Genomic DNA, 21,531 nt, shown 5'->3' with positions numbered 1-21,531 from the left:
TGCCCGCACTGCGGGACGGCGGCACCCGGCCGCCGTCCCGGTCGGTGCCCGGCCGCCGTCCCGGTCGGTGCCCGGCCCCGGACCCGGTCGACGCCGGGCCCCGGACCCGGTCGGTCTCAGACCTGGGTGAGGATGCGCAGCACGTCCAGCGACTTGGGCGCCGCGTCCGGGTCGTCCCCGTCGCCCAGGGCCAGCGCGACGTGCGCCTCGCGGGCGGCCCGGACGGTCTCCGGCCAGCCGGGGTGGCCGAGGTAGGCGGAGGTCGGCGCGTCCGCACCGACCTCGTGCAGCATCTGCACGGCCCGCAGCACCGCGACGTCCATCAGCGCGGCCTCGGCGGAGTCACGGAAGATCGTTCCGACGTACTTCTCGGCCGACCAGCGGTCCAGCCAGGTGTCCTCGACCAGCCGGTAGACGGCGTCGGTCACGTCGCCGTACCCCTCCCGGCCGGTCAGCCAGGTCTCCTGCTGGAAACCGGGGTCGGACAGCATGTGCAGCGCCGAGCGCAGTCGGGCTCGCCAGCGCCACCAGGGCAGGTCGTTGAGCGGCATGCCGCCCATCGTGCTGGAGCGGTGGCCCGGACGAGAAGGGTTTCGGGCGGACCGGTGCGAAGAATCTGTGCTGGCGGACATGGTGAACGATCGTACGTTCCCTGTCTGTTCGTGCTCCACTCGCGATCTACACGCGTACCGCTCCGGATTTCGGCCGCCGTTTGCCATCCGTTCGCACTTCGGCCCTCTCGGCTTGTGGCGCCGGGGCTTGGCTTGATCCGGTGCGCCGGAGTGCGCCCCAGAGAGGGAATACCGATGACCAGCCGAAGGGACTCGTTCCAGGGCCGTCCCCAGGTCGTGCGACGCCGCCGCCGACGCCCGATCGCAGCCGCGGTGACCGCCGCGGCCCTGCTCCCCACCCTCTTCTCGGCCTCCGCGTGCGGCGGACCGGCCGATGCCTCCACCAGCGGCGACGACCTGACCGTGATGACCTGGGCCCCGTCCGGCACCGCGTCCGCCGACCGCCCGGGCATGACCGCGCTCGCCTCCGCCATCGGCCAGGACGTCAACACCAAGGGCGCACTGTTCGGCCACCGGCTGCGAGTGCTCACCTGCAACGAGCACAACACCGCGGAGGGCGCCCGCGCCTGTGCCCAGCAGGCGGTGGACGCCAAGGCGGTCGCCGTGATCGGCTCCTACAGCCAGTGGGGCGAGGCGTTCATGCCGGTGCTGGAGCGCGCCGGCATCCCGTTGATCGGCGGCTACGGGCTCTCCCAGCCGGAGTTCTCCAGCCCGCTGTCCTACCCGGTGGACGGCGGCATGCCGGCACTGATCGCGGGCAACGGCCGCCAGCTGGTGGACGCCGGCTGCAAGGCCGTCGCCTTGGTCCGCCCGGACACCCCGGCCGGCGACAACCTGCTCGGCTACCTGGGCACCGCACTGCGGCCGGCCGGGATCAAGCTGACGGACGTCAAGGCGCCCGAGCAGTCCTCCGACTACACCCCGGTGGTCCGCAAGGCGGTCGGCAAGGACGAGCCGGGCAACTGCGTCACCAGCGCTCTGGCCGCCGAGCCGACCGGCAACCTGCTGGACTCCTACCGGCGGCTGAACCCGAAGAACACCCGGATCGCCTCGGTGATCGGCAGCGTCCAGCAGTCGGTGGTGGACTCCACCGGCGGCGACTCCGGCCCGCTGGGCGGCGCCTACGTCACCAGCTGGTACCCGCCGGAGTCGGCGAAGATCTGGGACGGGCTGCGCGCGGTGGTGCGCTCCGACACCACCGGCGGACGCCCCATCGACGTCTCCGACCCGGGCGTTCAGACCACCTGGGCCGCGTACGAGGTGTTCCGGACGGCGGTGCAGAAGCTGGCGGAGGCCGGCAGACCGGTCACCTCGAAGGCGGTCTCCTCGCTGCTGGACAGCGGCGAGGGCATCGACATCGGGATCACCCCGCCGCTGAACTGGGGCACCACCAACATGCTGCCCAGCAGCGGGTCACCGCGGCTGGTGAACACCTGGGTCACCTACCAGGTGGTCAAGAACGGCCGGATGACCCTGCAGCAGCCGGGCTTCGTGGACATCCGCTGGGCGCTCACCGGGGGCCGGCCGCCGGCCTGACGCGAACCGCCCGGGGCGAGGGGGGACGGCCGGAAGGCCCGTCCTCCCTCCCGTCGTTCACCGGCCGCCGTCGCTCACAGGTCGCCGTCGTTCCGGTTGGGCAGTCCGGTCTGGGCGGCGATCGCGTTCCAGAGCGTGGCGGCCTGCTTCTTCGCGGTGGTCGCGGTGCCGCTGGCCTGGACGGCGTTCTTGTAGTGCTGGTTGTCCTGCTTCTTCGCGTCGCAGGAACCCTGCGCGTCCTGTGCCCAGGCCGCGTACTCGTCGTCGGCCTGGGCCGAGGCCGTCCAGGCCGCGTTGAGCTGGTCGACCAGCTGCTGGCCGCCGGGCAGCTTGTCGGTCTTCAGCTGGCCGAGCTTGCCCTGGAGCTCGCGCCGCTTGCCGGCCGCGGCGGTCAGCGCCTGCTGGGACTCGGGCAGCTTGTCGCACTTCTGCACCGAGCCGACCGCGGAGACCACCGAGCTGCGGCTGTCGCTCGCGGTGCCCAGCAGGTCCGACAGCGGCTGCGCCTGGGCCTTGACGTCCGGGTCGACGGCCGCGCCGGAGCCGCTCGCGCTCGGCGTGCCGGGGCCGGCGGCGGTGGTGGTGCCGGCGGCGGCCACCGGGGTGGTCTTCTTGCCGTCCTTGGGCTCGCCGCCGCCGACCAGGACGGCGACCAGGATGCCGGCCACCGCACAGCCCGCCACCACGCCGCCGATGATCAGCTTGTTGGACGGGCGTCCGCCGCGGCCCGAGCCGCCCGCCTGGGTCGCGTCGTACCCCTGGTCGAAGCCCTGGCCGTAGTCCTGGCCCTGCTCGGGGGCGTAGCCCTGGTGGTAGTCCTGGGCCGGGTAGGCCGGCTGCGCGGCCGGCGGATAGGCCTGGTACCCCGGCGCGGGCTGCGGCTGCGGGTAGCCGGGCTGGACCTGCCCCGGGTAGCCGGCCGCCTGGGGGTCACCGACCGGGTACGGCGGCAGGTGCTGGGTCTCCGGGGCCGGATCGGGCTGCGGGGCGCCGTACCCGGGCTGCGGCGCACCCCACGGGGCGCCCGGCGCGGGCACCGGCTGGCCGGGCACCGGCTGCGCGGGCATGGCCTGGGTCGGCAGCGCGTGCGCGCCCTCGCCGAGGTACTCCGGCTGCCCGGACGGCTGCCCCACCGGCGGCACGGCCGAGTGGGCCTGCGGCTGGCCCGGCTGCCCCTGCGACTGGCCGGGCTCGGGGCGGAACAGGTCGTCCAGGTTGAAGTCACCGGAGTTCGGGTACGAGCGGCGCTGACTCAACGCGATTCCTCACCTGTGCAGGACCGCGCGCTGACGGCGGACCACATCTCGTCGGTTCTTGGGAGCATCACAGTTCCTTGGACGTCGCGCCCACGCTACCGGTTCGCCTCACCGGGTGACCACGTGGGCGGGACATCCGTCACGCTCCCTGCACAGACGGTCCGTGGGCCGCCCCGGGCTCGGGCCGCCCCCGGCCCCGGGGCGAAGCAGGCCCAGGTGACAGGCAGGCCCTAAGCCGCCTCGGCATCCGCCCGGGCGTGGAACTCGCGGACCACCCGCTGCTCCCGGTACGGCTCCAGCCTGCGCCGGAACTCGTCCAGGTACTCCACGCCACGGTTGGAGCGCAGCCCGCTCAGCAGCCGGACCGCCTGGGCACCCGTCTCGCAGGCGCGTTCCAGGTCCCGCTGCTGGAGCTGGGCGGTGGCCAGCAGGACGAGGTCCACCGCGCGGCGCCGGACCCGGGTCGGCGGGTGCAGGTCGAGCGCCCGGCGGGCGTAGTGCTCGGCCTGGCCGGCCTGCTCCAGGTCCCGGTGGCAGTGGGCCAGCTCGTCCGCGAGGTAGGCGTCGTCGAAGTGGGCGATCCAGTCCGGGTCGTCCTCCGGGCGGCGCTTCTCCATCATCTCCAGCGCCCTGGCCGACACCGTCTCGCAGGAGCGGGCGTCGCCGAGCAGGGCGTGGCCGCGGGCCTCGGCGGCGTAGAACATCGCCATCGCCGTCGGGGTGGCCACCGAGCGGGCGCCTTCCTGGGCGGCGCGGGCGAGTTGGGCGATCTCCCGCGGGTTGCCGAGGGTGGCCGCCAGGTGGCTCATCGAGGCGGCCAGCACGTAGCCGCCGTAGCCGCGGTCGTCGGCGGCCTGGGCCAGCCGCAGCGCCTGGATGTAGTAGCGCTGGGCGAGCCCGGGCTGACCGGTGTCCACCGCCATGTAGCCGGCCAGTTCGGTCAACCGGGCCACCGCGGCGAAGAGTTGGCGCCCGGTCTCCTCCCGGTAGGCACCGCCGAGCAGGCCGGAGACCACCGAGTTGAGGTAGTGCACCACCACCGGGCGCACGTGGCCGCTGCCGAAGCGGTGGTCCAGGTCGACCAGCATCGCGGTGGTCGCCTTGATCGCGGCCACGTCGGTCGGACCGACCCGGGGGCCGCCGGCCCGCGCCACCACCGGATCCGGCGGGGTGATCAGCCAGTCCCGGCTGGGCTCCACCAGCGCGGAGGCGGCGACCGTCGCGCCGGTCAGGAAGTCCCGCCGGCCGACGTCACTGCGCCACAGCTCGCAGACCTGCTCCAGCGCGGCGCCGATGGTCGGCGCGAACTGGAGCCCGATGCCGGAGCTCAGGTTCTTGCCGTCCGCCATGCCGATCTCCTCGACCGACACGCTGCGGCCTAGCTTGCGGCCCAGGGCCTCGGCGATCACGGCCGGCGCCTGCCCGCGCGGCTGCTGCCCGCGCAGCCAGCGGGCGACGGAGGTCTTGTCGTACCGAAGGTCCAGCCCGTGCTCGGCGCCGCAGAGGTTGACCCTCCGGGCCAGGCCGGCATTGGAGCAGCTGGCCTCCTGGATCAGTTGCTGTAGACGCTCGTTGGGCTGTCGTGCGACGAGTGGTCTCGCGGCCATTGGGCTTCGCCTCCCCACACCCTCCGGTCCCGGCCGGCGGGCGACGATTCTGCTGATCTGTTGCCGACTGTCCGACCGTCCAAGGAATCTGACACCAGGTTAGCGATCAGCAACGCCAGCGGGATACCCACGGTGACGAACCGCACCCCCCTTGCGCCCTGGGAAATGCTCCTGTGCGCCCCCGCTGCGCCTGCCCTCGGCCCCTTCAATTCGGTCGACTAACCGGAACGGGTGACATTGCCGGGATGCACCCAACCGGGCGCCATCGGGCCGTAACCAGCCTCACACACGGTAGTTGAGTACCCCGTGGAAGACATCCCCGACGCCGCGGGCCGGAACGAGAAGGCCGCTCCGCCCCCCTTGCTCGCCGAAGCGATCGGCTACGCCGAGACCCGCCACTGGGAGGTGGCGCCGGGCGCCTGGCTGATCGACGACGGCGACGACGACGGCGTCCGCTGTTCCTGCGGTGACCGGCGCTGCACGATGCCGGGCGCCCACCCGCTGGACCCGGACTGGGCACGGAAGGCGAGCGCCGGTCTCGGCGCGGTGCGGCACTGGTGGACCGAGCGGCCGCAGGCGTCGATCCTGCTGCCCACCGGGCGCTCGTTCGACGTCCTGGACGTCCCGGAGACGGCCGGCTGCCTGGCGCTCGCCCGGATGGAGCGGATGGACCTCCAGCTCGGCCCGGTGGTGGTCCAGCCCGCCGCGTCCGGGCGGATCGGGCGACGGCTGCACTTCCTGGTGCTGCCCGGGGCCGCGGCCAGGCTCCCGGAGATGCTCCGCCGACTCGGCCGGCCGCCCGGTCGGCTGGACCTGGTCGCCCGCGGCGAGGGGGACTGGACGGTCGCCCCGCCGTCCCGGATCGGATCCCTGGGGTACGCCCAGTGGGCCCGCTCCCCCTCCGCGCTCAACCGCTGGCTGCCGGACGCCGCCGAACTGATCAGCCCGCTCGCGTACGCCTGCGGACGCGAGGCGCGCTCGGTCCGCGCCGCCCGGGCCGCCCGGCCGGCGCCGGTGGGCTGAGCCCGGACCGGCTCCGTCCGGCCCCCTGGATCTGCCGCCCTCCGCCGATCGGGTGAGGGCGCGCACTGCGCGACACAACGCGCGCGAGTGACGGGCCTTGTCTCCCACCGGAGACGGGGTCCGTCATGCGCATGTCCGGATAAGGCTTCCGTGTACCCGCTGATCAACCGGAAAAGCCCCTCGTACGAGTGACAGCACTCAAGGATTGCCATGATCGGCCGAGGGGAGGAATTGCGATGTGTGGGGACGCCGGCAGGGGCGCTCGGACGGGGAAGCCGGGCGGCGGCGGTGGAGGGGAACGGGAGGGAGCAGGGAGGGACGGGAGGGAACGGGGAGGCGAGCGGGCCCGCTGCACGGGGAGCAGCGGGCCCGCTCGGCTGTTCGGATCCGGCGCCTCCGGTTCGGAGCCGGCGCCCGGGGTGTGGAGCCGGCGGCTCAGGCCTGGGCGACGAAGACGTGCTGGGCGATGTCCTTGCCCAGCTCCGCCGCGTTGTCGCCGGTGCCGACCAGCACACCGGCGACGCCGATGTTGACCTTGACCGTGGAGCCCGGCCGGACGCCGGCCCGGCGCAGGGTGCTCATCAGCGCGCTGTCGGTCTGGATCGGCTCGCCGATCCGACGGACCACCACGTCGGCCCCGGCGTCGCCCGGCTTGACGGTGTCCAGCGGGACGAGTCCGGCGTCGAAGCCCTCGCCCTCGGCCTTGGTGTCGCCCAGCTCGTCCAGGCCCGGGATCGGGTTGCCGTACGGGGACTGGGTGGGGTGGCCGAGCATGGCGAGCACCTTGCGCTCGACCGTCTCGCTCATCACGTGCTCCCAGCGGCAGGCCTCCTCGTGCACCTGCTCCCACTCCAGGCCGATCACGTCGACGAGCAGGCACTCGGCGATGCGGTGCTTGCGCATGACGCGCACCGCGAGCCGGCGGCCGTCCTCGGTCAGTTCGAGGTGGCGGTCCCCGGCGACCTGGAGCAGCCCGTCGCGCTCCATCCGGCCGACCGTCTGGCTGACCGTGGGCCCGCTCTGTTCCAGGCGCTCCGCGATCCGGGCGCGCATCGGGACGATGCCCTCCTCCTCCAGCTCCAGGATGGTGCGAAGGTACATCTCAGTGGTGTCGATCAGCCCAGACATCGCCGCTGGCTCCGTTCTTCGGTGTCCTCATCGCCAATTCTGACGTACCGGACCGGCAACCGGGCCCGCCCCGGGGCTCCGGAGAGCCGTTTTGTTCCTGTTGACAACGATGCCGCCGGGGCGCGACCGTGCTCGCCGAAGCTTTCTCCACCGGCGGTCTGGACCACCCGGACCACCCCACCCGGCCGGCTCCCCCACCGGCAGAGAGCGAAGGCACCAGATGAACGACCTGGTCGGCAGGTACTTCGACGCGGCGATCGCCCACCTCCAGCGGGTCCGCGAGGAGGAGGCCGACGCCATCGAGGCCGCCGCCGCGCTGCTGGCCGAGGCGATGACCGAGGGTCGCAGGGTCTTCACCTTCGGTGCCGGGCACTCCTCGCTGCCGGCCCAGGACGTGGTCTACCGGGCCGGCGGGCTGGTCCCGGTGAACCTGCTGAACGTGCCCGGGATGGCCGGGGTGACGGTGATGCCCGCGCCGCTGTCCAGCGCGCTGGAGCGGGTCTCCGGGCTGGCCACCGCCACCCTGGACCTCACTCCGGCGACCGCGGGGGACCTGCTGTTCGTGATCTCGCTCTCCGGCCGCCAGGTGATGCCGGTCGAGCTGGCCCGGTACGCCCGGGACCGCGGCCTGAAGGTGGTCGGGGTGACCTCGCTGGCGTACCCGCAGGAGGTGCCCTCGGCGCACCCGACCGGCACCTACCTGAAGGACCACTGCGACGTGGTGCTGGACAGCAAGATCGCGGTCGGCGACGGCGAGCTGACCCACCCGGGCACCGAGACCACCTTCGGGCCGGTCTCCACCATCGTGACCAGCGCGCTGATGCAGGCCGTGGTCGCCTCGGCGGTCGGCCGACTGGCCGACCGGGCGGCCGCCGGGGAGTGCCCCGCGCCGCCGCTGTTCCGCTCCGGCAACGTCCCGGGCGGCACCGAGTGGAACGCCAAGCAGATGGCCGAGAACGCCGAGCGGGTCTTCTACACCTACTGATGCACCTGCCGGCCCGCACGCACTGATCCGCACCCGCCGGTCCGCGCTCTCCGGCCCGCCCCCGGCGGTCGCCCGCGCGCACCCGCCGGCCACCGCGCGCCCCCGCCACCCCTCTCGCACGCTGGGTGCCGGATCGAGCACGGGGAGTACCGGACAACCATCGGGGCTTCCCGGCCACATCCGGCCGCCCCGGCCGTCACCAGGCGTACCGGCGAGCCGCCCGGGGCAGGAGAGCGGTGCGACCGGAGCGACTGGTGGGGGCCGAACATGGCGTCTGTTGCGGGACGGACCGGGTGGATGCGTGAGCGGGACCTGCTGCCCGGGTTCTTCTGGGCCGCCGACGCGGCCTCGCTGCACGGGCAGCGACGCTCGGTGCTGCTCTCCGCCTGGGAGCTGGTCCTGCTGGTGCTCGCCGCGGCGACCGGCTCGGCCGACGGCGAGCCCTGGGCCTGGTCGGCGGCGGTGGCCTACCTCGGCGCGGTCGCGCTGGCGGTGGTGGTCAGCCGGCAGAACCCGCAGGGCCTCTGGTACGAGGGCCGGGCGGCCGCCGAGTCGGTGAAGACGCTGGCCTGGAAGTACGCCGTCCGGGCCGACGCCTACCAGCCGCCGCCGCGCGCCCTGCCGGACGCCGAGGGCCTGTACCACTTCCAGCTCGCCCGGGTGCTCGGCGCGTTCCGGGACAGCCCGGTGGCCGTCCCGGAGGACGGGGCGGGGATCACCCCGGCGATGCGCGACCTGCGCGAGCAGCCGCTGGCGGTGCGCCGCGAGGTGTACCTGGCCGAGCGGATCCAGCTGCAGCACGACTGGTACCGCGCCAAGGCCCGCCACTGCGCCCGCGCCGGGCACTGGGCCGGGGTGCTGGGTGTGCTGCTGCCCGCGCTCGGCCTGGTGCTCGCCCTGCTGCGGGCGCTCGGCGCGTTCGGCTACGACGCGCTGGGCACGGTCTCGGCGGTGGCCGCCTCGGTCGCCGCCTGGGCGCAGCTGCGCCAGTACCGGCCGCTGGCGGCCGCGTACGCCCTGGCCGCCGAGGAGCTGGCGCAGATCCAGCGCCAACTCGCCCAGCTGGACCTGGAGTCGATGGAGGCCGAGGAGATCTGGGCCCGCCTGGCCCGGGACGCCGAGGACGCGATCTCCCGCGAGCACACCACCTGGCAGGCCCGCCGGGAGGTGCGCACCACCACCGACCGGGAGCACGCAACCGACCCGGAGCACTGAGGAGGCCGCAGGTGTCGTTACGGATGGTCAAAACGGCGGACGACCGCGCCCTCGCCGTCGAGTCCCTCGGCGACCCGCGCGGCCGTCCGGTGTTCCTGCTGCACGGCATGCCCGGCAGCCGGGTCGGCCCGCACCCGCGCAGCACGGTGCTGTACCGGCTGGGGGTACGGCTGATCTCGTACGACCGGCCCGGCTACGGCGACTCGACCCGGCTGTTCGGCCGCCGGGTGAGCGCGGCGGCCGCGGACGTGCGGACCATCGCGGACGAGTTCGGGCTGGAGAGCTTCGCGGTGCTCGGCCGCTCCGGCGGCGGCCCGCACGCGCTGGCCTGCGCGGCGCTGCTGCCGGAGCGGGTCAGCCGGGTGGCGGTGCTGGTCGGCCTCGCGCCGCGCAACGCGGCCGGCCTGGACTGGTACGCGGGGATGACCCCGTCCAACGTCCGTGCCTACCGGGAGGCCGAGCGGGGGCACGGCCGGATCGCCGACGCGATGGAGTTCCGCTCCCGGCAGATCAAGGACGACCCGGTCCGGCTGCTGAACGGGCTGCGCACCGAACTCTCCGCCGCCGACCGGGAGGTGGTGGCCGACAGCGGGCTGCGGCGGATGCTCCAGAGCAACTACCGGGAGGCGTTCCGGCACGGCGCGGACGGCTGGATCGACGACGTGCTGGCCTTCACCGCCGACTGGGGGTTCGAGGTCGGGTCGGTCCGGGTGCCGACCTGGCTCTGGCACGGCGCGGACGACCAGTTCTCGCCGGTCGACCACTCCCGCTGGCTGGCCGACCACATCCCGGACGCCGAGCTGTTCCTGGAGCCCGGCGCCGCGCACTTCGGGGCGTTCCGGGTGATGACCACCGCGCTCGCCTGGGCGGCCGGCTGGGGCGGTCCGGGGTCAGCCCTTCGCCGGCGTCAGGGGCGCTGAGCCGCCGAGCACCGCCAGCACGTTGTCCACCGCCAGGCCGCCCATCGCCTGCCGGGTGCGGACGGTGGCACTGCCCAGGTGCGGGGCCAGCACCGCGCGCTCCTGGGCGAGCAGCGCGGACGGGACGGCCGGCTCGTGCTCGAAGTTGTCCACGGCGGCGGCGAACAGCGCACCGGACTCCAGCGCGGCGGCCAGCGCCTCCTCGTCCACCACGCCCGCGGTCATGCTGACCACCACCGCGCCGCGCGGCAGCAGGGCGAGCCGGCGGGCGTCCAGCAGGTGCCGGGTCTCGGCGGTGAACGGGCAGGTGACGACCAGCACGGTGGAGGTGGCGAGCAGTTCCTCCAGCGGCTTCCAGTCGGCGCCTTCGGCCTGCTCGGCCGGCAGTTCACCGCGGTTGTGGTAGCTGACCGGCATGTCGAAGGCGCGGGCCCGGCGGGCCACCGCCCGGCCGATCCGGCCCATGCCGAGCACGCCCAGCGGGGTGCCGGCCAGCTCCAGGCCGAGCAGGAAGTTCGGCGCCCAGACCCAGGGCTCGCCGGAGCGCAGCAGCCGCTCGCCCTCGCCGAGCCGGCGGGTGGCGGCCAGCAGCAGCGCCCAGGCCATGTCGGCGGTGGCGGTGGTGAGCACGCCGGGGGTGTTGGTGACCAGGACGCCGCGTTCGGCGCAGGCGGCCACGTCCACGTTGTGGTAGCCGACGGCGTGGTTGGCGACGACGGCCAGCTGCGGGCCGGCCGCGTCGAGGAACTCGTCGTCCACCCGGTCGTCCAGGGTGGTGATCACGGCCCGCCGGCCGCGGACGGCGTCCAGCAGTTCGGCCCGGTCCATCGTCAGGTCGGAGTCGTGGTAGGTGACGGCGTGGTGCGCGGTCAGCCGTTCGATGACGCCGGGGGCGAGGCGCCTGGTGACCAGGACCGGGGGCGGGGTGCTCATGCGCCCGCCTCGCTTCGCTCGGCAGGGGCATTCGCCCACGCGCACCTCTTGACGACTCGCTCGCTGCGCTCACTCATGCGCCCGCCTCGCTTCGCTCGGCAGGGGCATTCGCCCACGCGCACCTCTTGACGACTCTCTCGCTGCGCTCGCTCATGGCCCTGGAGCGTACCCCGCCCCCTCCTGATCAGACCGGCTGCGGCTCCAGGTCGCGGTTGATCCGCTTCCAGCCGCGCGCGGAGACCGTGTTGGGGTGCTCCTCGCCGACCTGCCGGATCAGTTCGGAGATGGCCCGCGCCCGCAGCTCGGCGGCCTGGGTGTGCCGCCCGCCCGACCGCAGGGTGATCGCCAGGTTGGCCTCGCAGGCCACCGCGTCCGGGTGCTGGGCGCTGTAGCGGTCGCACAGCCCCTGGTACGCGGCCCGACCGAGCCGTTCGGCGCGGTCGATCTGCCCGTCGTCGCCGTAGGCGTTGGCCAGGTTGATCATCGCATTGAGGGTGTACGGGTGCTCCGGCCCGACCGAGCGGGTCAGCCCCTCGACGGTGAGCCGGCCGCGCTCGATGGCACCCTGGACGTCGCCGCTGCCCCGCAGGTAGATGCCGAGGTTGTTGGCGCAGGCCAGGGTGAACGGGTGCTCGTCGCCGAACAGCCGCCGGTGGCCCTCGAAGACGGTGGAGCAGAGGTCGCGGGCGGCCTCCTTGTCGCCGGAGGCGCTGTGGTCGGCGGCCAGGTTGAGCGCGCAGGCGAGCGCGTCGGGGGCGTCGGCGCCGTAGCGCTCCAGGTAGCGCTCGTAGGTCTCCTTGGTGATCCGGCGGGCCTCGGCGAGCTGGCCGATCCGGCGCAGTGAGACGGCCAGCGACTTGGCGTTGCGCAGGTTCTCCGGGAGGTCCGGGTCGAGCACGTCGCCGAGGTCGGAGGTGACCTCCTGGAGCAGGTCCACCGAGCCGCGGTAGTCGCCGAGTTCGCGCAGGTCGCGGGCCAGGTTGGACTTGGTGGACAGGGTGTAGGGGTGCTTGGGGCCGAGGACGGCGGTGCGCCGGTCGAGGGTCTCCTGGTCGAGTTCGCGGGCCGCCTCGCTGTCGCCGACCAGCCGGTAGTCGATCGCCAGGTTGTTCGCCATGGAGAGCGTGCGCGGGTTGTCGTCGCCGAACAACTCGCGGAACTGGTCGAGGATTTCGCGGTCGAGGTCGAGGGCGGCCTGGAACCGGCCGAGCGCCCGGCGGTCGGCGCCCAGCGAGCCGGCCGTCATCAGGGTGTACGGGTGGTGCTCGCCGAGCAGGGCCCGCTGGCGTTCCAGGGTGTCCTCGTCCAGGGCCAGCGCCTCGGCGTAGTTGCCCTGGGAGCGCAGCACGTTGGCGAGCTGGAAGCGCAGCAGCAGGGTCTGCCGGTCGTCCTCGCCGAGCTTGCCGGTCCACTCCGCGTCCAGGGCGTGGCCGAGGTCGCGGGCGCGGTCGAGTTCGCCGCGCTTCCACAGGTAGCGGACCCGGTCGATGAGCAGCTGGCGGGTGTCCGCCTCGTCGCAGTTGTGCGCCTTGGACGGCGACAGGTGCGGCCAGATCTCGTCGAAGGCGGGCCAGTTGGCCGGGTCGTCGGTGTCGCCGAGGACGGGCCGGGCGCCGGTGAGGATGCGGTGCACCTCGTGGACGGCGATCTCCTGCTCGTCGGCGGTCATCCCGGCCCGGATCACCGCCTGGACGAGCCGGTGCACCTGGAAGCTGTTGCTGCCGGCGTCGACCTTGGCCAGCGCGTACCGGCCGATCGCCTGGATCACCTTGCCCAACATGAACTTGTCGCTGAGGTCGGCGTCGAACTTCACCAGCGCCCGGATCATCTGGTCGCTGTAGAAGAGGTTCATCGAGATCGGCTCGGGCGCGAAGAACGCGCAGAGCTGGAGCAGCCGGACGGCCGCCGGGGACTGCTGGCGCAGCCGTCCGATCGACACGTTCCAGGTCGCGGCGACCGGGGTCGGGTAGTCGGCCGGGCGGCCGACGGCCAGTGCGCGGGCGGCCTCGGCGTGCAGCTGGGAGACGTAGGTGTCCACCGGGGTGCCGGTGGTGTCCAGCCAGGCGGCGGCCACCTCGACGGCCAGCGGCAGGTCGCCGACCGCCTCGGCGACCCGGTCGGCGTCCGGGCGGGAGAGGCTGCGGGCGCGCCGGCACAGGTGCTCGACGCTCTCGCCGCGGGTGAAGACGTCGACCTCCAGCGCCTCGGCGTGCCCGGTCCAGGCCTGGTTGCGGGAGGTGACCAGGATGTGGCCGGAGCCGCCGGGGAAGAACCGGCGAATCTCGGCGGGCTCGTCGGCGTTGTCGAAGATCAGCAGCCAGCGCGAGGTGGGCACGCCGCGCCGCAGCGCCTCCCGGGCCGCCTCGGCGGCCTCGGTGACCGAGTCGCCGACCCGCAGCCCCAGCCGGCGGGCGAGTTCGGCGAGCGCCGGGGCGACCAGCTCGGTCTGCTCGGCGTCGATCCACCAGACCAGGTCGTAGTCGGACATGAAGCGGTGGGCGTACTCCAGCGCCACCTGGGTCTTGCCGACGCCGCCGAGCCCGTACAGGGTCTGCGGGGTGGGCAGCACGGCCGCCATGCCGCCGCGCAGCTGGTTGCGCAGCTGTTCCAGGACGGGGGCGCGCCCGGTGAAGGAGGGGTTGCGCGGCGGGACGTCCCACACCGAGGGCTTGCTGCCGGGGAAGCGCGGGCCGCCGTTGGGCGCGTCGTCGAGCGGCACCTCGCCGCGGCCGAGCGCGCGCAGCAGGCTCAGGATCGACTGGTTCTCGTCCCGGCCGACCAGGTCGACCGGGTTGCGGTTGCTGAACGGCGCGGTCAGCCGGACGTCGCCGACGCGGACCGGCAGCAGCTGGCGCCGGGTGCCGGACGGGTCGGAGCTGACCACCGACTCCCACAGCGCCCGCGCCTGCGGGGAACGCTGGTAGGCGGGCGAGAGCACGGCGACCGTGCGGAACGCGGAGTCGATGCCGCGCTCGGTCTCCTCGCGCGGGTCGGTGCCGGCGCTGAGGTCGCGGGGCAGCACCCGGAAGCCGGCCCGGGTGAGGACGGACTCGATCCAGTCCGCCCACATCCGGTCCTCGGGGACGTAGGAGAGGTAGAGGTCGGCGGGCACGGACGGGCGGCGGCGGGTGAAGGCGTCCACGTAGCGCAGCCGGACGGTCTCGTCCATCGGCGGCAGGCCGGGCGCCCGGCCGTCGGTGAGCATGGAGGTCAGCCGCTCGCAGGCGGCCAGCATCGAGGTCGGGGTGCCGGTCTGGTCGCCGAAGGTCGCGAGGATCTCCTCGTACGCGTAGAACGGCCGGTACGGGATCTCCACCGAGCCCCAGTACTGGGCGAGTTCCTCGCCGTTGAGGCCCGCGGGCAGACCGTCGAAGCGGACCCGGGCGAGGGCGCGGCCGGCGTCCGCCTTCTCCTTCTCGCCCTCGTCGATGCGCATCGGGACGGGCAGGATGCGGATGCCGCGCTCGCGGTAGCGGTCGTGGATGTGCTGGGCGATCCGGGAGGCGCCGTCGATCGACTGGTCGCTCAGGGTGAAGCAGACGACCAGGTCGTCGGGCATCTGGACGGTGCAGATCTCGGCGATGTCGGACAGGCCGGTGCGGGAGTCGATCAGCACGTAGTCGTAGCGCTTGGCCATGTCCGCCTTGAGGGCGTCGAAGAACTGCCCGCCGTCGAAGCGGTCGTAGAAGATGTCCCAGTCGAGGTGGGTGACGGCCTCGGAGTAGTCCCGGTTGAACTGGCCCGCGGAGAGGAAGTCCAGGCTGCCGGTGGACGGGAAGTGCGGCCAGGTGAGCGAGAGCGCGTGCGGGTGCACCCGGGCGAAGTCCAGGTGCCAGCCCTCGGCGTGCTCGACCGGGCGCAGCGCCTCCTCGCGGTACTCGGCGATCAGGTCCATCATGCCGGTGGTGCCGGCCAGCGAGGCCGGGTCGAGGAACGGGTGGAAGAACTTGGCGAGGCCGGGCGCCTCCAGGTCCCAGTCCACGGTGAGCACGCGGAAACCGTTGGCGGCCAGGATCCAGGCGGTGTTGGCCAGCGCCATGGTGCGGCCGGTGCCGCCCTTGTACGAGTAGAAGGTGATGATCCGGCCGTTGCGGTCCTGATCCGCCGCCTGCCGCTCGGCCTCCCGCTGGGCGACCGGATCGACGGGGGTGGGCCCGCCGAGGCGAAGGTTCCTGGTGCGGTTGTCAGTCATCGCGGTCCTCGTCCTCCCAAGGGCGCCATCCCGTCATCGGGTTCATCGCCGTCGTCGCGGTACGGGTCGTGCGCGCGGTGCGGGTCGTTGCCGGTGTTCCGACTTCGGCGGTGGGTGCGGCCGTTGCCGTTGGTGTTGCCGGTGTTGCCGTTGTCCTGGTCGGGGTCGGGGTCGTCGAAGGGGTCCGCCTGGGCTCCGTCCGATCCGTACCCGCCTCCCCCGCGCCGGAACGCTTCCCGCAGGCTCGGCCGGGGCGGCGGCGGTTCCTCCGGTTCGGCCCGGGTGCGGCCCTCGAACGCGTACTTGGCCTTCATCGCCGCCCGGGGCAGCGCGTCGTCGAAGTCCTCCAGCGTGTGCAGCCCGGTCGGGCCCGTCGCGCCGAGGAAGCTCGGCCGGCTCGCCCGCCGGGTGATGCGCAGCGTCTCGTCGCTCAGGTCGCCCAGCTCGTCCGCACGATCGGCGCACTCCGGGTCGTCGCCGTTGAACGGCTCCAGGATGCTCACCCAGGCGGCCTCCGAGCGGTCGAAGCGCCGGACCAGCTCGCGCCGGCGCGGGTCGCGCAGCGCCCAGCGGTCGAGCAGCAGCAGGCCGGGTGCCTCGGCGTTGCCCCCGATGATCGACTCGACCTCGTCGTCGAACTCGTGCACGGTCGGCTGGAACCCCAACTGTCGTGCCAGCCGCGCCGCGTGCTGGGCGATCGGCGAGCCGACCGGCTGGTACGGGTGCCAGTCGGTGCGCCGCTCGCCGTAGTAGTCGGGGCTGCGGTCGGCGGGCAACTCGTTCTGGTGGTAGGCGAGTACGGAGATCCGCAGCTGCTTGGTCGGGGCGGTGACGTTGAACGCGCTCGGGAGGCCGTTGAACTCCAGCCGCCGCCCCACCGGGATCACCGTCTCCTCCGCGACCTGGACGATCCGGGCGGCCAGCCGGTGCACGGCCAGCTCGTAGGCGGAGCGGAAGTAGCTGAGCTTCATCAGCGCGTACAGGCCCTCGGTGGCGTATTCGGGCCCGAAACTCGTGTGGTTGAACTGGAGTTCACTGGCCACGTTCGGCAGCCGGTAGCGGCTCATCGGTGCCCACAGCACCGGCACGATGCCGCTGGTGCGCTCGGAGTCGAGGTTCGCCGGGTAGACCGGCCGGCGGGTGAAGGCGTGCCATTCCTGGCCGCACGGAACGCTGTTGAAGTACCTCGGGGAGTAGAGGGGTACGAAAACCCGGCACGTCGCCAACTCGTCGGACAGCCGTTCGGCCCACAACTCGCCCTGGTGCATGGACTCGTCCATGAAGCCGACCGCGACCCCGTCCGGGACGGTGGTGAGCTGGAGCACCGCCTCGCAGAGATCCCGGTACAACTGCCTGACCCAGTGGTTCGGATCGCTCGCGCCCCGCGCACCGGCCTTGGGAGTGTGCGCGTAGGAGAGGAAGAAGTACGGCCGGGCGTCGTCCTCGTCCCAGCCCCGGTCAGTCACACGCGCCTCCCCCGGGCCCGTCGGCAACCTGCCTCCCGCAGCCCCCGTGCGGCGGGGCTTCAGTGTAGGAACGACTGACACCCCAATGGAATAGCACAACGTCTCGCACGAATTGACATGACCGAAACGATGCCGCTGTCCGTGCACTGGGAGCAGTACCCTCGTTCCGGCCGCCGCGCACCACCGGGAGGACATCCGTGGACCACCTCGACTGGCAGAGGTCCAGCACCAGCAGCGACAGGGACGACTGGATCGAGATCGCCTCCGAGGGCGACCACGTCTACATCCGGCAGTCCGACGACCCCACCCTCGTCGTCACCACCACCCGCACCAAGTTCAACGCCTGGGTCCTCGGCGCCAAGGCCGGCGAGTTCGACCACTTCGTCGCCTGAGGGTCATCCCGGGTAGCGGGCCGCCAGGGTCCGCACCGTCGCGGCGATGCGGTCACGGAGTTCGGCCGGTTCCAGCACCTCGACGTCGGCGCCGAGCCGCAGGAACTCCCCGTGGGCGTGGTCGATCGACTCGATGGGCACCCGGGCCTCCGTGCGGCCGTCGCCCCCGGGTGCCACCCCGAGGCGCCGGGCGCCCTCCGGGGTGAGCCGGACCAGGGCCTCCCCGGTGTGCAGCCGGGCCCGGAAGTCGGCGAGGTAGCCCGTCCAGTACGTGCCCAGGTCGAACCCGGCCGGCACCGCGAACTCCTCTGCCAGTTCGCGCAGTCCGACGATCTGATCGACCCGGTACGTGCGCACACCGGAGGGACCGGTGGCGACCAGGTACCAACGCCCGGCCTTGAGCACCAGCCCGTACGGTTCCACCCGCCGTTCGATCTCCTCCGGCGCCCGCCAACGCCGGTACTGCAGGACCACCGCCCGCCGCTCCCACACCGCGGCGGCGACCGCGGCCAGGTGCGGCGTACGGTCCGCCTCCCCGTACCAACCGGGGGCATCGAGCAGGAACCGCTCCTGGATCCGCCCCGCGTGCTCGCGCAACTCGGCCGGCAGGGCGGCCCGCAACTTCAGCTGGGCGGTGGCGAGCGCCTCGCCGAGGCCCAGTTCGGCCGCCGCACCCGGAAGCGCGGCGAGGAACGCGGCCTGCGCCTCGTCCACCGTCAGCCCGGTGAGCCGGGTCCGGTAGCCGCCGACCAGCCGGTAGCCACCGGCGTGCCCGGCATCCCTGTACAGCGGGACACCGGCGGCGGCCAGCGCCTCGACGTCCCGGTAGACCGTACGGACGGAGACCTCCAGCTCCTCGGCCAGCTGCCGGGCGGTCATCCGCCCCCGGTTCTGGAGCAGCAGGACCAGGGCCACCAGCCGGCTCGCGCGCATGCCGCCAGTATCCCGGTCTCCACTGACAGAGGATGTCAGTGGACCGCCCCTAGCCTCCCCGCATGAACGACTTCGACTTCCTGCACGGCTCCTGGGACGTGGCCAACCGCCGCCTCACCGCGCCGCTCACCGGCAGCGACACCTGGGAGGAATTCCCCGGCCACTGCGCGATCCGGCCGCTGTTCGGGGGCGCCGGCAACATCGACGAGATCGTCTTCCCCACCCTCGACCGCCGGGGCGTCACCCTGCGGTTGTTCGACCGCGAGAAGCAGCAGTGGTCGATCTTCTGGTCCGACAGCCGCACCGGCCGGCTGGACCCGCCGGTGACCGGCGGCTTCACCGGCGACCGGGGCGACTTCCACGGCGAGGACGCCTACGGCGGCCGCCCGATCCGGGTGCACTTCACCTGGTACCGCCTCGGCCCGGACACCGCCCGCTGGGAGCAGGAGTTCTCCGCCGACGAGGGCCGCAGCTGGGAGCTCAACTGGACCATGGGCCTCACCCGCACCGGCGCGGCCTTCGACGGGCTCGGCGCGTGAACCTCATCGTCGAACTGCGCCAGTACACCCTGCACCCCGGCGCCCGCGAGACCCTGATCGAGCTGTTCGAGCGCGAGTTCGTGACCGGGCAGGAGGCCGTCGGCATGACCCTCGGCGGGCGCTTCCGCGACCTGGACGACCCGGACCGCTTCGTCTGGCTGCGCGCCTTCCCCTCGATGCCCGAGCGCCGCCGCGCGCTGGAGGCCTTCTACGGCGGCCCGGTCTGGCGGGAGCACCGCGACGCGGCCAACGCCACCATGGTCGACAGCGACGACGTCCTGCTGCTGCGCGGCCCGGGCTTCGCCCCGGAAACAGGCGCCCGCGAGGTGCTCGCCACCGTCTGCCACCCCACCGACGGCGACGCCTTCGCCTCCTTCGCCACCGAACACCTGGGCCCGGAGCACGCGCTGCACCGCACCGAGCACGCCGAGAACGACTTCCCCCAACTGCCCGTCCGCACCGGCGAGGACGTCCGCGTGTGGTTCGGTCCGGCCGAGCCGCCGCCCTGGCCGTTCCGGCAACTCCGCCTGGAGCCCGTGACGCCGTAGCCGGCCGTGCGCAGGAAGTCGGCCCGTCCGACTTCCCGTGCAGCGCAGCTCCGAAGGTCAAGGGCCGACGAGCTCCGCCAGCTCGTCGGCCGACTCCGGGGTCAGCCGGTAGAAGCCCTGGAGGCTGACTGCGCGTTCGAGGCGGCCATCCACCACGTACTTCAGGCCGCGGGTCTGGTTCCGGCGGTTGCGCCAGGTGAGCTGCCCCAGCAGCTCACCCGGTATCGGCTGGTCGAAGCGCACGGGCGTCGAGTCCACGTGCACCGCCGAGGCGCCGCAGCCGCCGGCGCCGAGCGCCACCCAGTCCTCGTGCCCGGGGAACGCCCGGTCCCGCCACGTCGCCGGAGCCTCGCCGCAGCAGTCGCCCCGCTCCAGGTCGACCACCCGCATCCGGCTCACCACGAACACCTCGCCCCGGTTGACGTGCACCGCATACACCTCGTCCCCGGCGCGGGCGCCCGACCAGGCGGGCAGCGAGGAGTGCGCCCCGCTGAAGGCGACCGGCGGGCGCTCGCCCACGCGGCCCTCCTTGCGGAGGGCACGGCAGGTCTCCTGGGTCCACAGAACGGTGAAGGCATCGGGCATGCCGCGATCCTAGGAGCGGGAACGGACATCGCACCGTTGCCGCCGCTGCACTTCCCGTCGCAACTCCGGCCCCGGCCGCGGAGGCGCGGTGTTCGGCCGGGCAGATCCGTGTCCGGTGGTTTGCCGCACATCACCATTCAGATCCTCCCGTTCGACTGCACGGTCCTCGCCGAAACCGACACTCCGTTCATGCTGCTTCACGGCCGGCACTCCAGGCTGGACACCGTCCTGATGGAACAACCCCAGGGCTCGCCATTCCTCGGAGAGCCTGACGCAGTAGCCTCTTTCAGGCGGCAGTTCGAACGACTCAGGGGCTTGGCACTCCCGCCCCTGTCGGCAAGTGCGTCCGAGCCCTCGCCCACATCTCACGACTCATGGGGCCTGCTCCAGCACATTCGGTACGCAGTACAACGAAGGTAAGCATGGGACAGCTCAACTGGCAGAAGTCGAGCTTCAGCGGCACCAAAACCAACTGCCTTGAGATCGCCTCCGACGGTGAGCTGGTCTACATCCGCGAGTCCGACGACCCCACCCACATCGTCACCACCACCCGCACCAAGCTCGCCGCCTGGCTCCGCGGCGCCAAGGCCGGCGAGTTCGACCACTTCACCACCAGCTCCTGAAGCGAACCGTCCGCGGCCTCCTGCTTCCTGCAAGGGGCCGCGGACGGTTCGCACACCCATCCCGCTGACCCGGTCAGTTGAGGGTGGGAGTCCTCAGTGCTTCGGCGCGCGCTTTCGGACGAGCAGGAGCGCCACGTAGCCGATCAGCATGGGCAGAAGACCCCAGAACACCCGCAGCCCGACCAGGAACACCCCGAGCATCGCGAAGGCTGCGGCAGCCGATTGTCGGCGGATCTCCAACGCCGTGCGTCGGCTGGCAGCCGGTCGAACCAGCTGGCGCCCGGTGAACACCTGCACGAGGTTGATCAATCCCACAAGACCCGCGAATACAGCAATGGCTATCAACACCCGGAGAAGCGTAGTCAACAGAGCATCGCCCCCCGCGCCCCGGTCCTTGCCGGGGCGCGGGGGCGGGATCAGCTCACAAGTCCCGCGAGGCCCAACACGCGATACCAGTGACTCGTCGTCGCACCGTCCTCATCGAGCCCCGCCAGATCCCGGAAGCGCTCCCCCACGATCCACTCGAAGAAGAACTCCTCGACACTGCCCGTAATGGGCTCGACCCGACACCCGGTGAACCAGAGGTACCCCTCGTCCGGCACCCGCCACACGCTGCCGTCGCGATCCACCAGCAGCGGATTCAACCGTGCCTCCCCGAAGTAGAAGAACCGCGAGGCGTCCTCCAGCACCCCACCGTCCGGCAGCTCCGCCCTCTCCAGCCCCTCCGCCCACTGCCGGTCGGCCAACTCGTCGGCGCTGTAGAGCCGACACGAGTGATCCAGGTAGAGCCCGTCACTGGCGGCCACCAGCTCTCTGACCCCCTCCGGTGTCCCCTCGGGAACCGAGCTGCCGTCCCCACCCAGCGGCACGTCACAGTCCAGGAGCCTCAGCTCATCCCGGTGCGCCGCCAGCGTGGACCGTAGAAGCCCCATCACCTCGACGAAGTCAGCCATCTCCCCACCTACCCCACCCTCGAACATCACCCCCAAGTCTCGCGTAGGAAGTCGGCCGGGCCGACTTCTCGCGCACACGATGCGGCCTGGAGTGACGTCGCCGCTTCGGCGGAGAGCCGAAGCGG

21 protein-coding genes are annotated in these 21,531 nt (G+C 72.8%); 10 read left to right on the top strand and 11 right to left on the bottom strand.

Translation table 11 applies throughout. The annotated features are described in order from the left end of the window. Positions 1-116: 116 nt before the first annotated feature. Positions 117-632 (bottom strand): hypothetical protein, encoded by a 516-nt coding sequence (locus ACFU7Y_RS07815; protein WP_224284990.1) that lies wholly within the window; start codon positions 630-632, stop codon positions 117-119. A gap of 174 nt (positions 633-806) precedes the next feature. Here ACFU7Y_RS07815 and ACFU7Y_RS07810 point away from each other — a divergent pair, with 174 nt between their 5' ends. Then, a complete protein-coding gene (locus tag ACFU7Y_RS07810) occupies positions 807-2,108 on the top strand; it encodes an ABC transporter substrate-binding protein (RefSeq protein ID WP_380766785.1) in 1,302 nt (433 codons plus the stop codon). A gap of 74 nt (positions 2,109-2,182) precedes the next feature. Here ACFU7Y_RS07810 and ACFU7Y_RS07805 read toward each other — a convergent pair whose 3' ends face one another. Both ACFU7Y_RS07805 and ACFU7Y_RS07800 read right to left on the bottom strand, forming a co-directional pair. After that, the gene (locus tag ACFU7Y_RS07805) at positions 2,183-3,364 is read right to left on the bottom strand and encodes a hypothetical protein (protein ID WP_380766783.1); all 1,182 of its coding nucleotides are present in this window, start codon (positions 3,362-3,364) and stop codon (positions 2,183-2,185) included. 230 nt (positions 3,365-3,594) lie between these two features. Continuing rightward, entirely contained in the window at positions 3,595-4,971 is a 1,377-nt protein-coding gene (locus tag ACFU7Y_RS07800) for a transcriptional regulator (protein ID WP_224279568.1), read from the bottom strand. 306 nt (positions 4,972-5,277) lie between these two features. Here ACFU7Y_RS07800 and ACFU7Y_RS07795 point away from each other — a divergent pair, with 306 nt between their 5' ends. Beyond that, positions 5,278-5,994, top strand: a complete 717-nt coding sequence (locus tag ACFU7Y_RS07795; protein WP_224279566.1) for a bifunctional DNA primase/polymerase — start codon at positions 5,278-5,280, stop codon at positions 5,992-5,994. Between the two features lie 435 nt (positions 5,995-6,429). Here the strand turns inward: ACFU7Y_RS07795 and ACFU7Y_RS07790 are convergent, their stop codons facing one another. Then, complete coding sequence (locus tag ACFU7Y_RS07790; RefSeq protein WP_224279564.1) at positions 6,430-7,122, bottom strand: metal-dependent transcriptional regulator; 693 nt, start codon at positions 7,120-7,122, stop codon at positions 6,430-6,432. A 220-nt stretch (positions 7,123-7,342) separates the two neighbouring features. Between ACFU7Y_RS07790 and ACFU7Y_RS07785 the strand changes: the two genes are divergently transcribed. The 3 genes from ACFU7Y_RS07785 to ACFU7Y_RS07775 all read left to right on the top strand — a co-directional run bounded on the left by ACFU7Y_RS07785 (position 7,343) and on the right by ACFU7Y_RS07775 (position 10,242). Beyond that, positions 7,343-8,107, top strand: a complete 765-nt coding sequence (locus ACFU7Y_RS07785) for a sugar isomerase domain-containing protein (RefSeq protein WP_224279562.1) — start codon at positions 7,343-7,345, stop codon at positions 8,105-8,107. 297 nt (positions 8,108-8,404) lie between these two features. Then, a complete protein-coding gene (locus ACFU7Y_RS07780) occupies positions 8,405-9,322 on the top strand; it encodes a DUF4231 domain-containing protein (protein ID WP_224279560.1) in 918 nt (305 codons plus the stop codon). A gap of 23 nt (positions 9,323-9,345) precedes the next feature. Beyond that, entirely contained in the window at positions 9,346-10,242 is an 897-nt protein-coding gene (locus ACFU7Y_RS07775) for an alpha/beta fold hydrolase (RefSeq protein WP_224279558.1), read from the top strand. Here the strand turns inward: ACFU7Y_RS07775 and ACFU7Y_RS07770 are convergent. The 3 genes from ACFU7Y_RS07770 to ACFU7Y_RS07760 form a co-directional block, all read right to left on the bottom strand. Further along, on the bottom strand, positions 10,213-11,175 hold the full coding sequence (locus ACFU7Y_RS07770) for a D-glycerate dehydrogenase (protein ID WP_224279556.1): 963 nt from the start codon (positions 11,173-11,175) through the stop codon (positions 10,213-10,215). The two genes, ACFU7Y_RS07775 and ACFU7Y_RS07770, sit on opposite strands and share 30 nt — an antisense overlap. Before the next feature lie 184 nt (positions 11,176-11,359). Further along, a complete protein-coding gene (fxsT, locus tag ACFU7Y_RS07765) occupies positions 11,360-15,367 on the bottom strand; it encodes an FxSxx-COOH system tetratricopeptide repeat protein (protein WP_380766781.1) in 4,008 nt (1,335 codons plus the stop codon). Continuing rightward, the gene (locus tag ACFU7Y_RS07760; RefSeq protein ID WP_224279552.1) at positions 15,364-16,833 is read right to left on the bottom strand and encodes a TIR-like protein FxsC; all 1,470 of its coding nucleotides are present in this window, start codon (positions 16,831-16,833) and stop codon (positions 15,364-15,366) included. The genes fxsT and ACFU7Y_RS07760 overlap by 4 nt, the downstream gene beginning before the upstream one ends. A 197-nt stretch (positions 16,834-17,030) precedes the next feature. Between ACFU7Y_RS07760 and ACFU7Y_RS07755 the strand changes: the two genes are divergently transcribed. Further along, the gene (locus ACFU7Y_RS07755; protein ID WP_224279550.1) at positions 17,031-17,225 is read left to right on the top strand and encodes a DUF397 domain-containing protein; all 195 of its coding nucleotides are present in this window, start codon (positions 17,031-17,033) and stop codon (positions 17,223-17,225) included. Between the two features lie 3 nt (positions 17,226-17,228). Here ACFU7Y_RS07755 and ACFU7Y_RS07750 read toward each other — a convergent pair whose 3' ends face one another. Then, complete coding sequence (locus tag ACFU7Y_RS07750; protein WP_380766780.1) at positions 17,229-18,158, bottom strand: helix-turn-helix transcriptional regulator; 930 nt, start codon at positions 18,156-18,158, stop codon at positions 17,229-17,231. A gap of 62 nt (positions 18,159-18,220) precedes the next feature. Here ACFU7Y_RS07750 and ACFU7Y_RS07745 point away from each other — a divergent pair, with 62 nt between their 5' ends. Both ACFU7Y_RS07745 and ACFU7Y_RS07740 read left to right on the top strand, forming a co-directional pair. After that, positions 18,221-18,697, top strand: coding sequence for a hypothetical protein (locus tag ACFU7Y_RS07745; protein ID WP_380766779.1), 477 nt, complete (start codon positions 18,221-18,223; stop codon positions 18,695-18,697). Further along, a complete protein-coding gene (locus ACFU7Y_RS07740) occupies positions 18,694-19,245 on the top strand; it encodes an NIPSNAP family protein (protein WP_224279544.1) in 552 nt (183 codons plus the stop codon). The genes ACFU7Y_RS07745 and ACFU7Y_RS07740 overlap by 4 nt, the downstream gene beginning before the upstream one ends. Positions 19,246-19,302: 57 nt before the next feature. On the opposite strand, the gene ACFU7Y_RS07735 is transcribed toward ACFU7Y_RS07740, so the two are convergent. Beyond that, positions 19,303-19,830, bottom strand: a complete 528-nt coding sequence (locus ACFU7Y_RS07735; RefSeq protein WP_380766778.1) for a hypothetical protein — start codon at positions 19,828-19,830, stop codon at positions 19,303-19,305. On the opposite strand from ACFU7Y_RS07735, the gene ACFU7Y_RS07730 reads away from it, so the two are divergent. Together ACFU7Y_RS07730 and ACFU7Y_RS07725 are read left to right on the top strand one after the other, a co-directional pair. Further along, positions 19,726-20,250 carry a Scr1 family TA system antitoxin-like transcriptional regulator gene (locus tag ACFU7Y_RS07730; protein ID WP_380766777.1) on the top strand — a complete coding sequence of 175 codons (525 nt, stop codon included), beginning with the start codon at positions 19,726-19,728 and terminating at the stop codon, positions 20,248-20,250. The two genes, ACFU7Y_RS07735 and ACFU7Y_RS07730, sit on opposite strands and share 105 nt — an antisense overlap. 2 nt (positions 20,251-20,252) lie before the next feature. Continuing rightward, positions 20,253-20,453 carry a DUF397 domain-containing protein gene (locus ACFU7Y_RS07725; protein WP_380766776.1) on the top strand — a complete coding sequence of 67 codons (201 nt, stop codon included), beginning with the start codon at positions 20,253-20,255 and terminating at the stop codon, positions 20,451-20,453. A gap of 93 nt (positions 20,454-20,546) precedes the next feature. Here the strand turns inward: ACFU7Y_RS07725 and ACFU7Y_RS07720 are convergent, their stop codons facing one another. Both ACFU7Y_RS07720 and ACFU7Y_RS07715 read right to left on the bottom strand, forming a co-directional pair. Continuing rightward, entirely contained in the window at positions 20,547-20,801 is a 255-nt protein-coding gene (locus ACFU7Y_RS07720; RefSeq protein WP_224279536.1) for a hypothetical protein, read from the bottom strand. 68 nt (positions 20,802-20,869) lie between these two features. Beyond that, complete coding sequence (locus ACFU7Y_RS07715; protein WP_224279534.1) at positions 20,870-21,406, bottom strand: hypothetical protein; 537 nt, start codon at positions 21,404-21,406, stop codon at positions 20,870-20,872. Positions 21,407-21,531: the final 125 nt, after the last annotated feature.

It is taken from the genome of Kitasatospora sp. NPDC057542 (assembly GCF_042801945.1).
Taxonomy (GTDB): domain Bacteria; phylum Actinomycetota; class Actinomycetes; order Streptomycetales; family Streptomycetaceae; genus Kitasatospora.
This window is presented reverse-complemented; position numbering and strand designations above follow the sequence as displayed.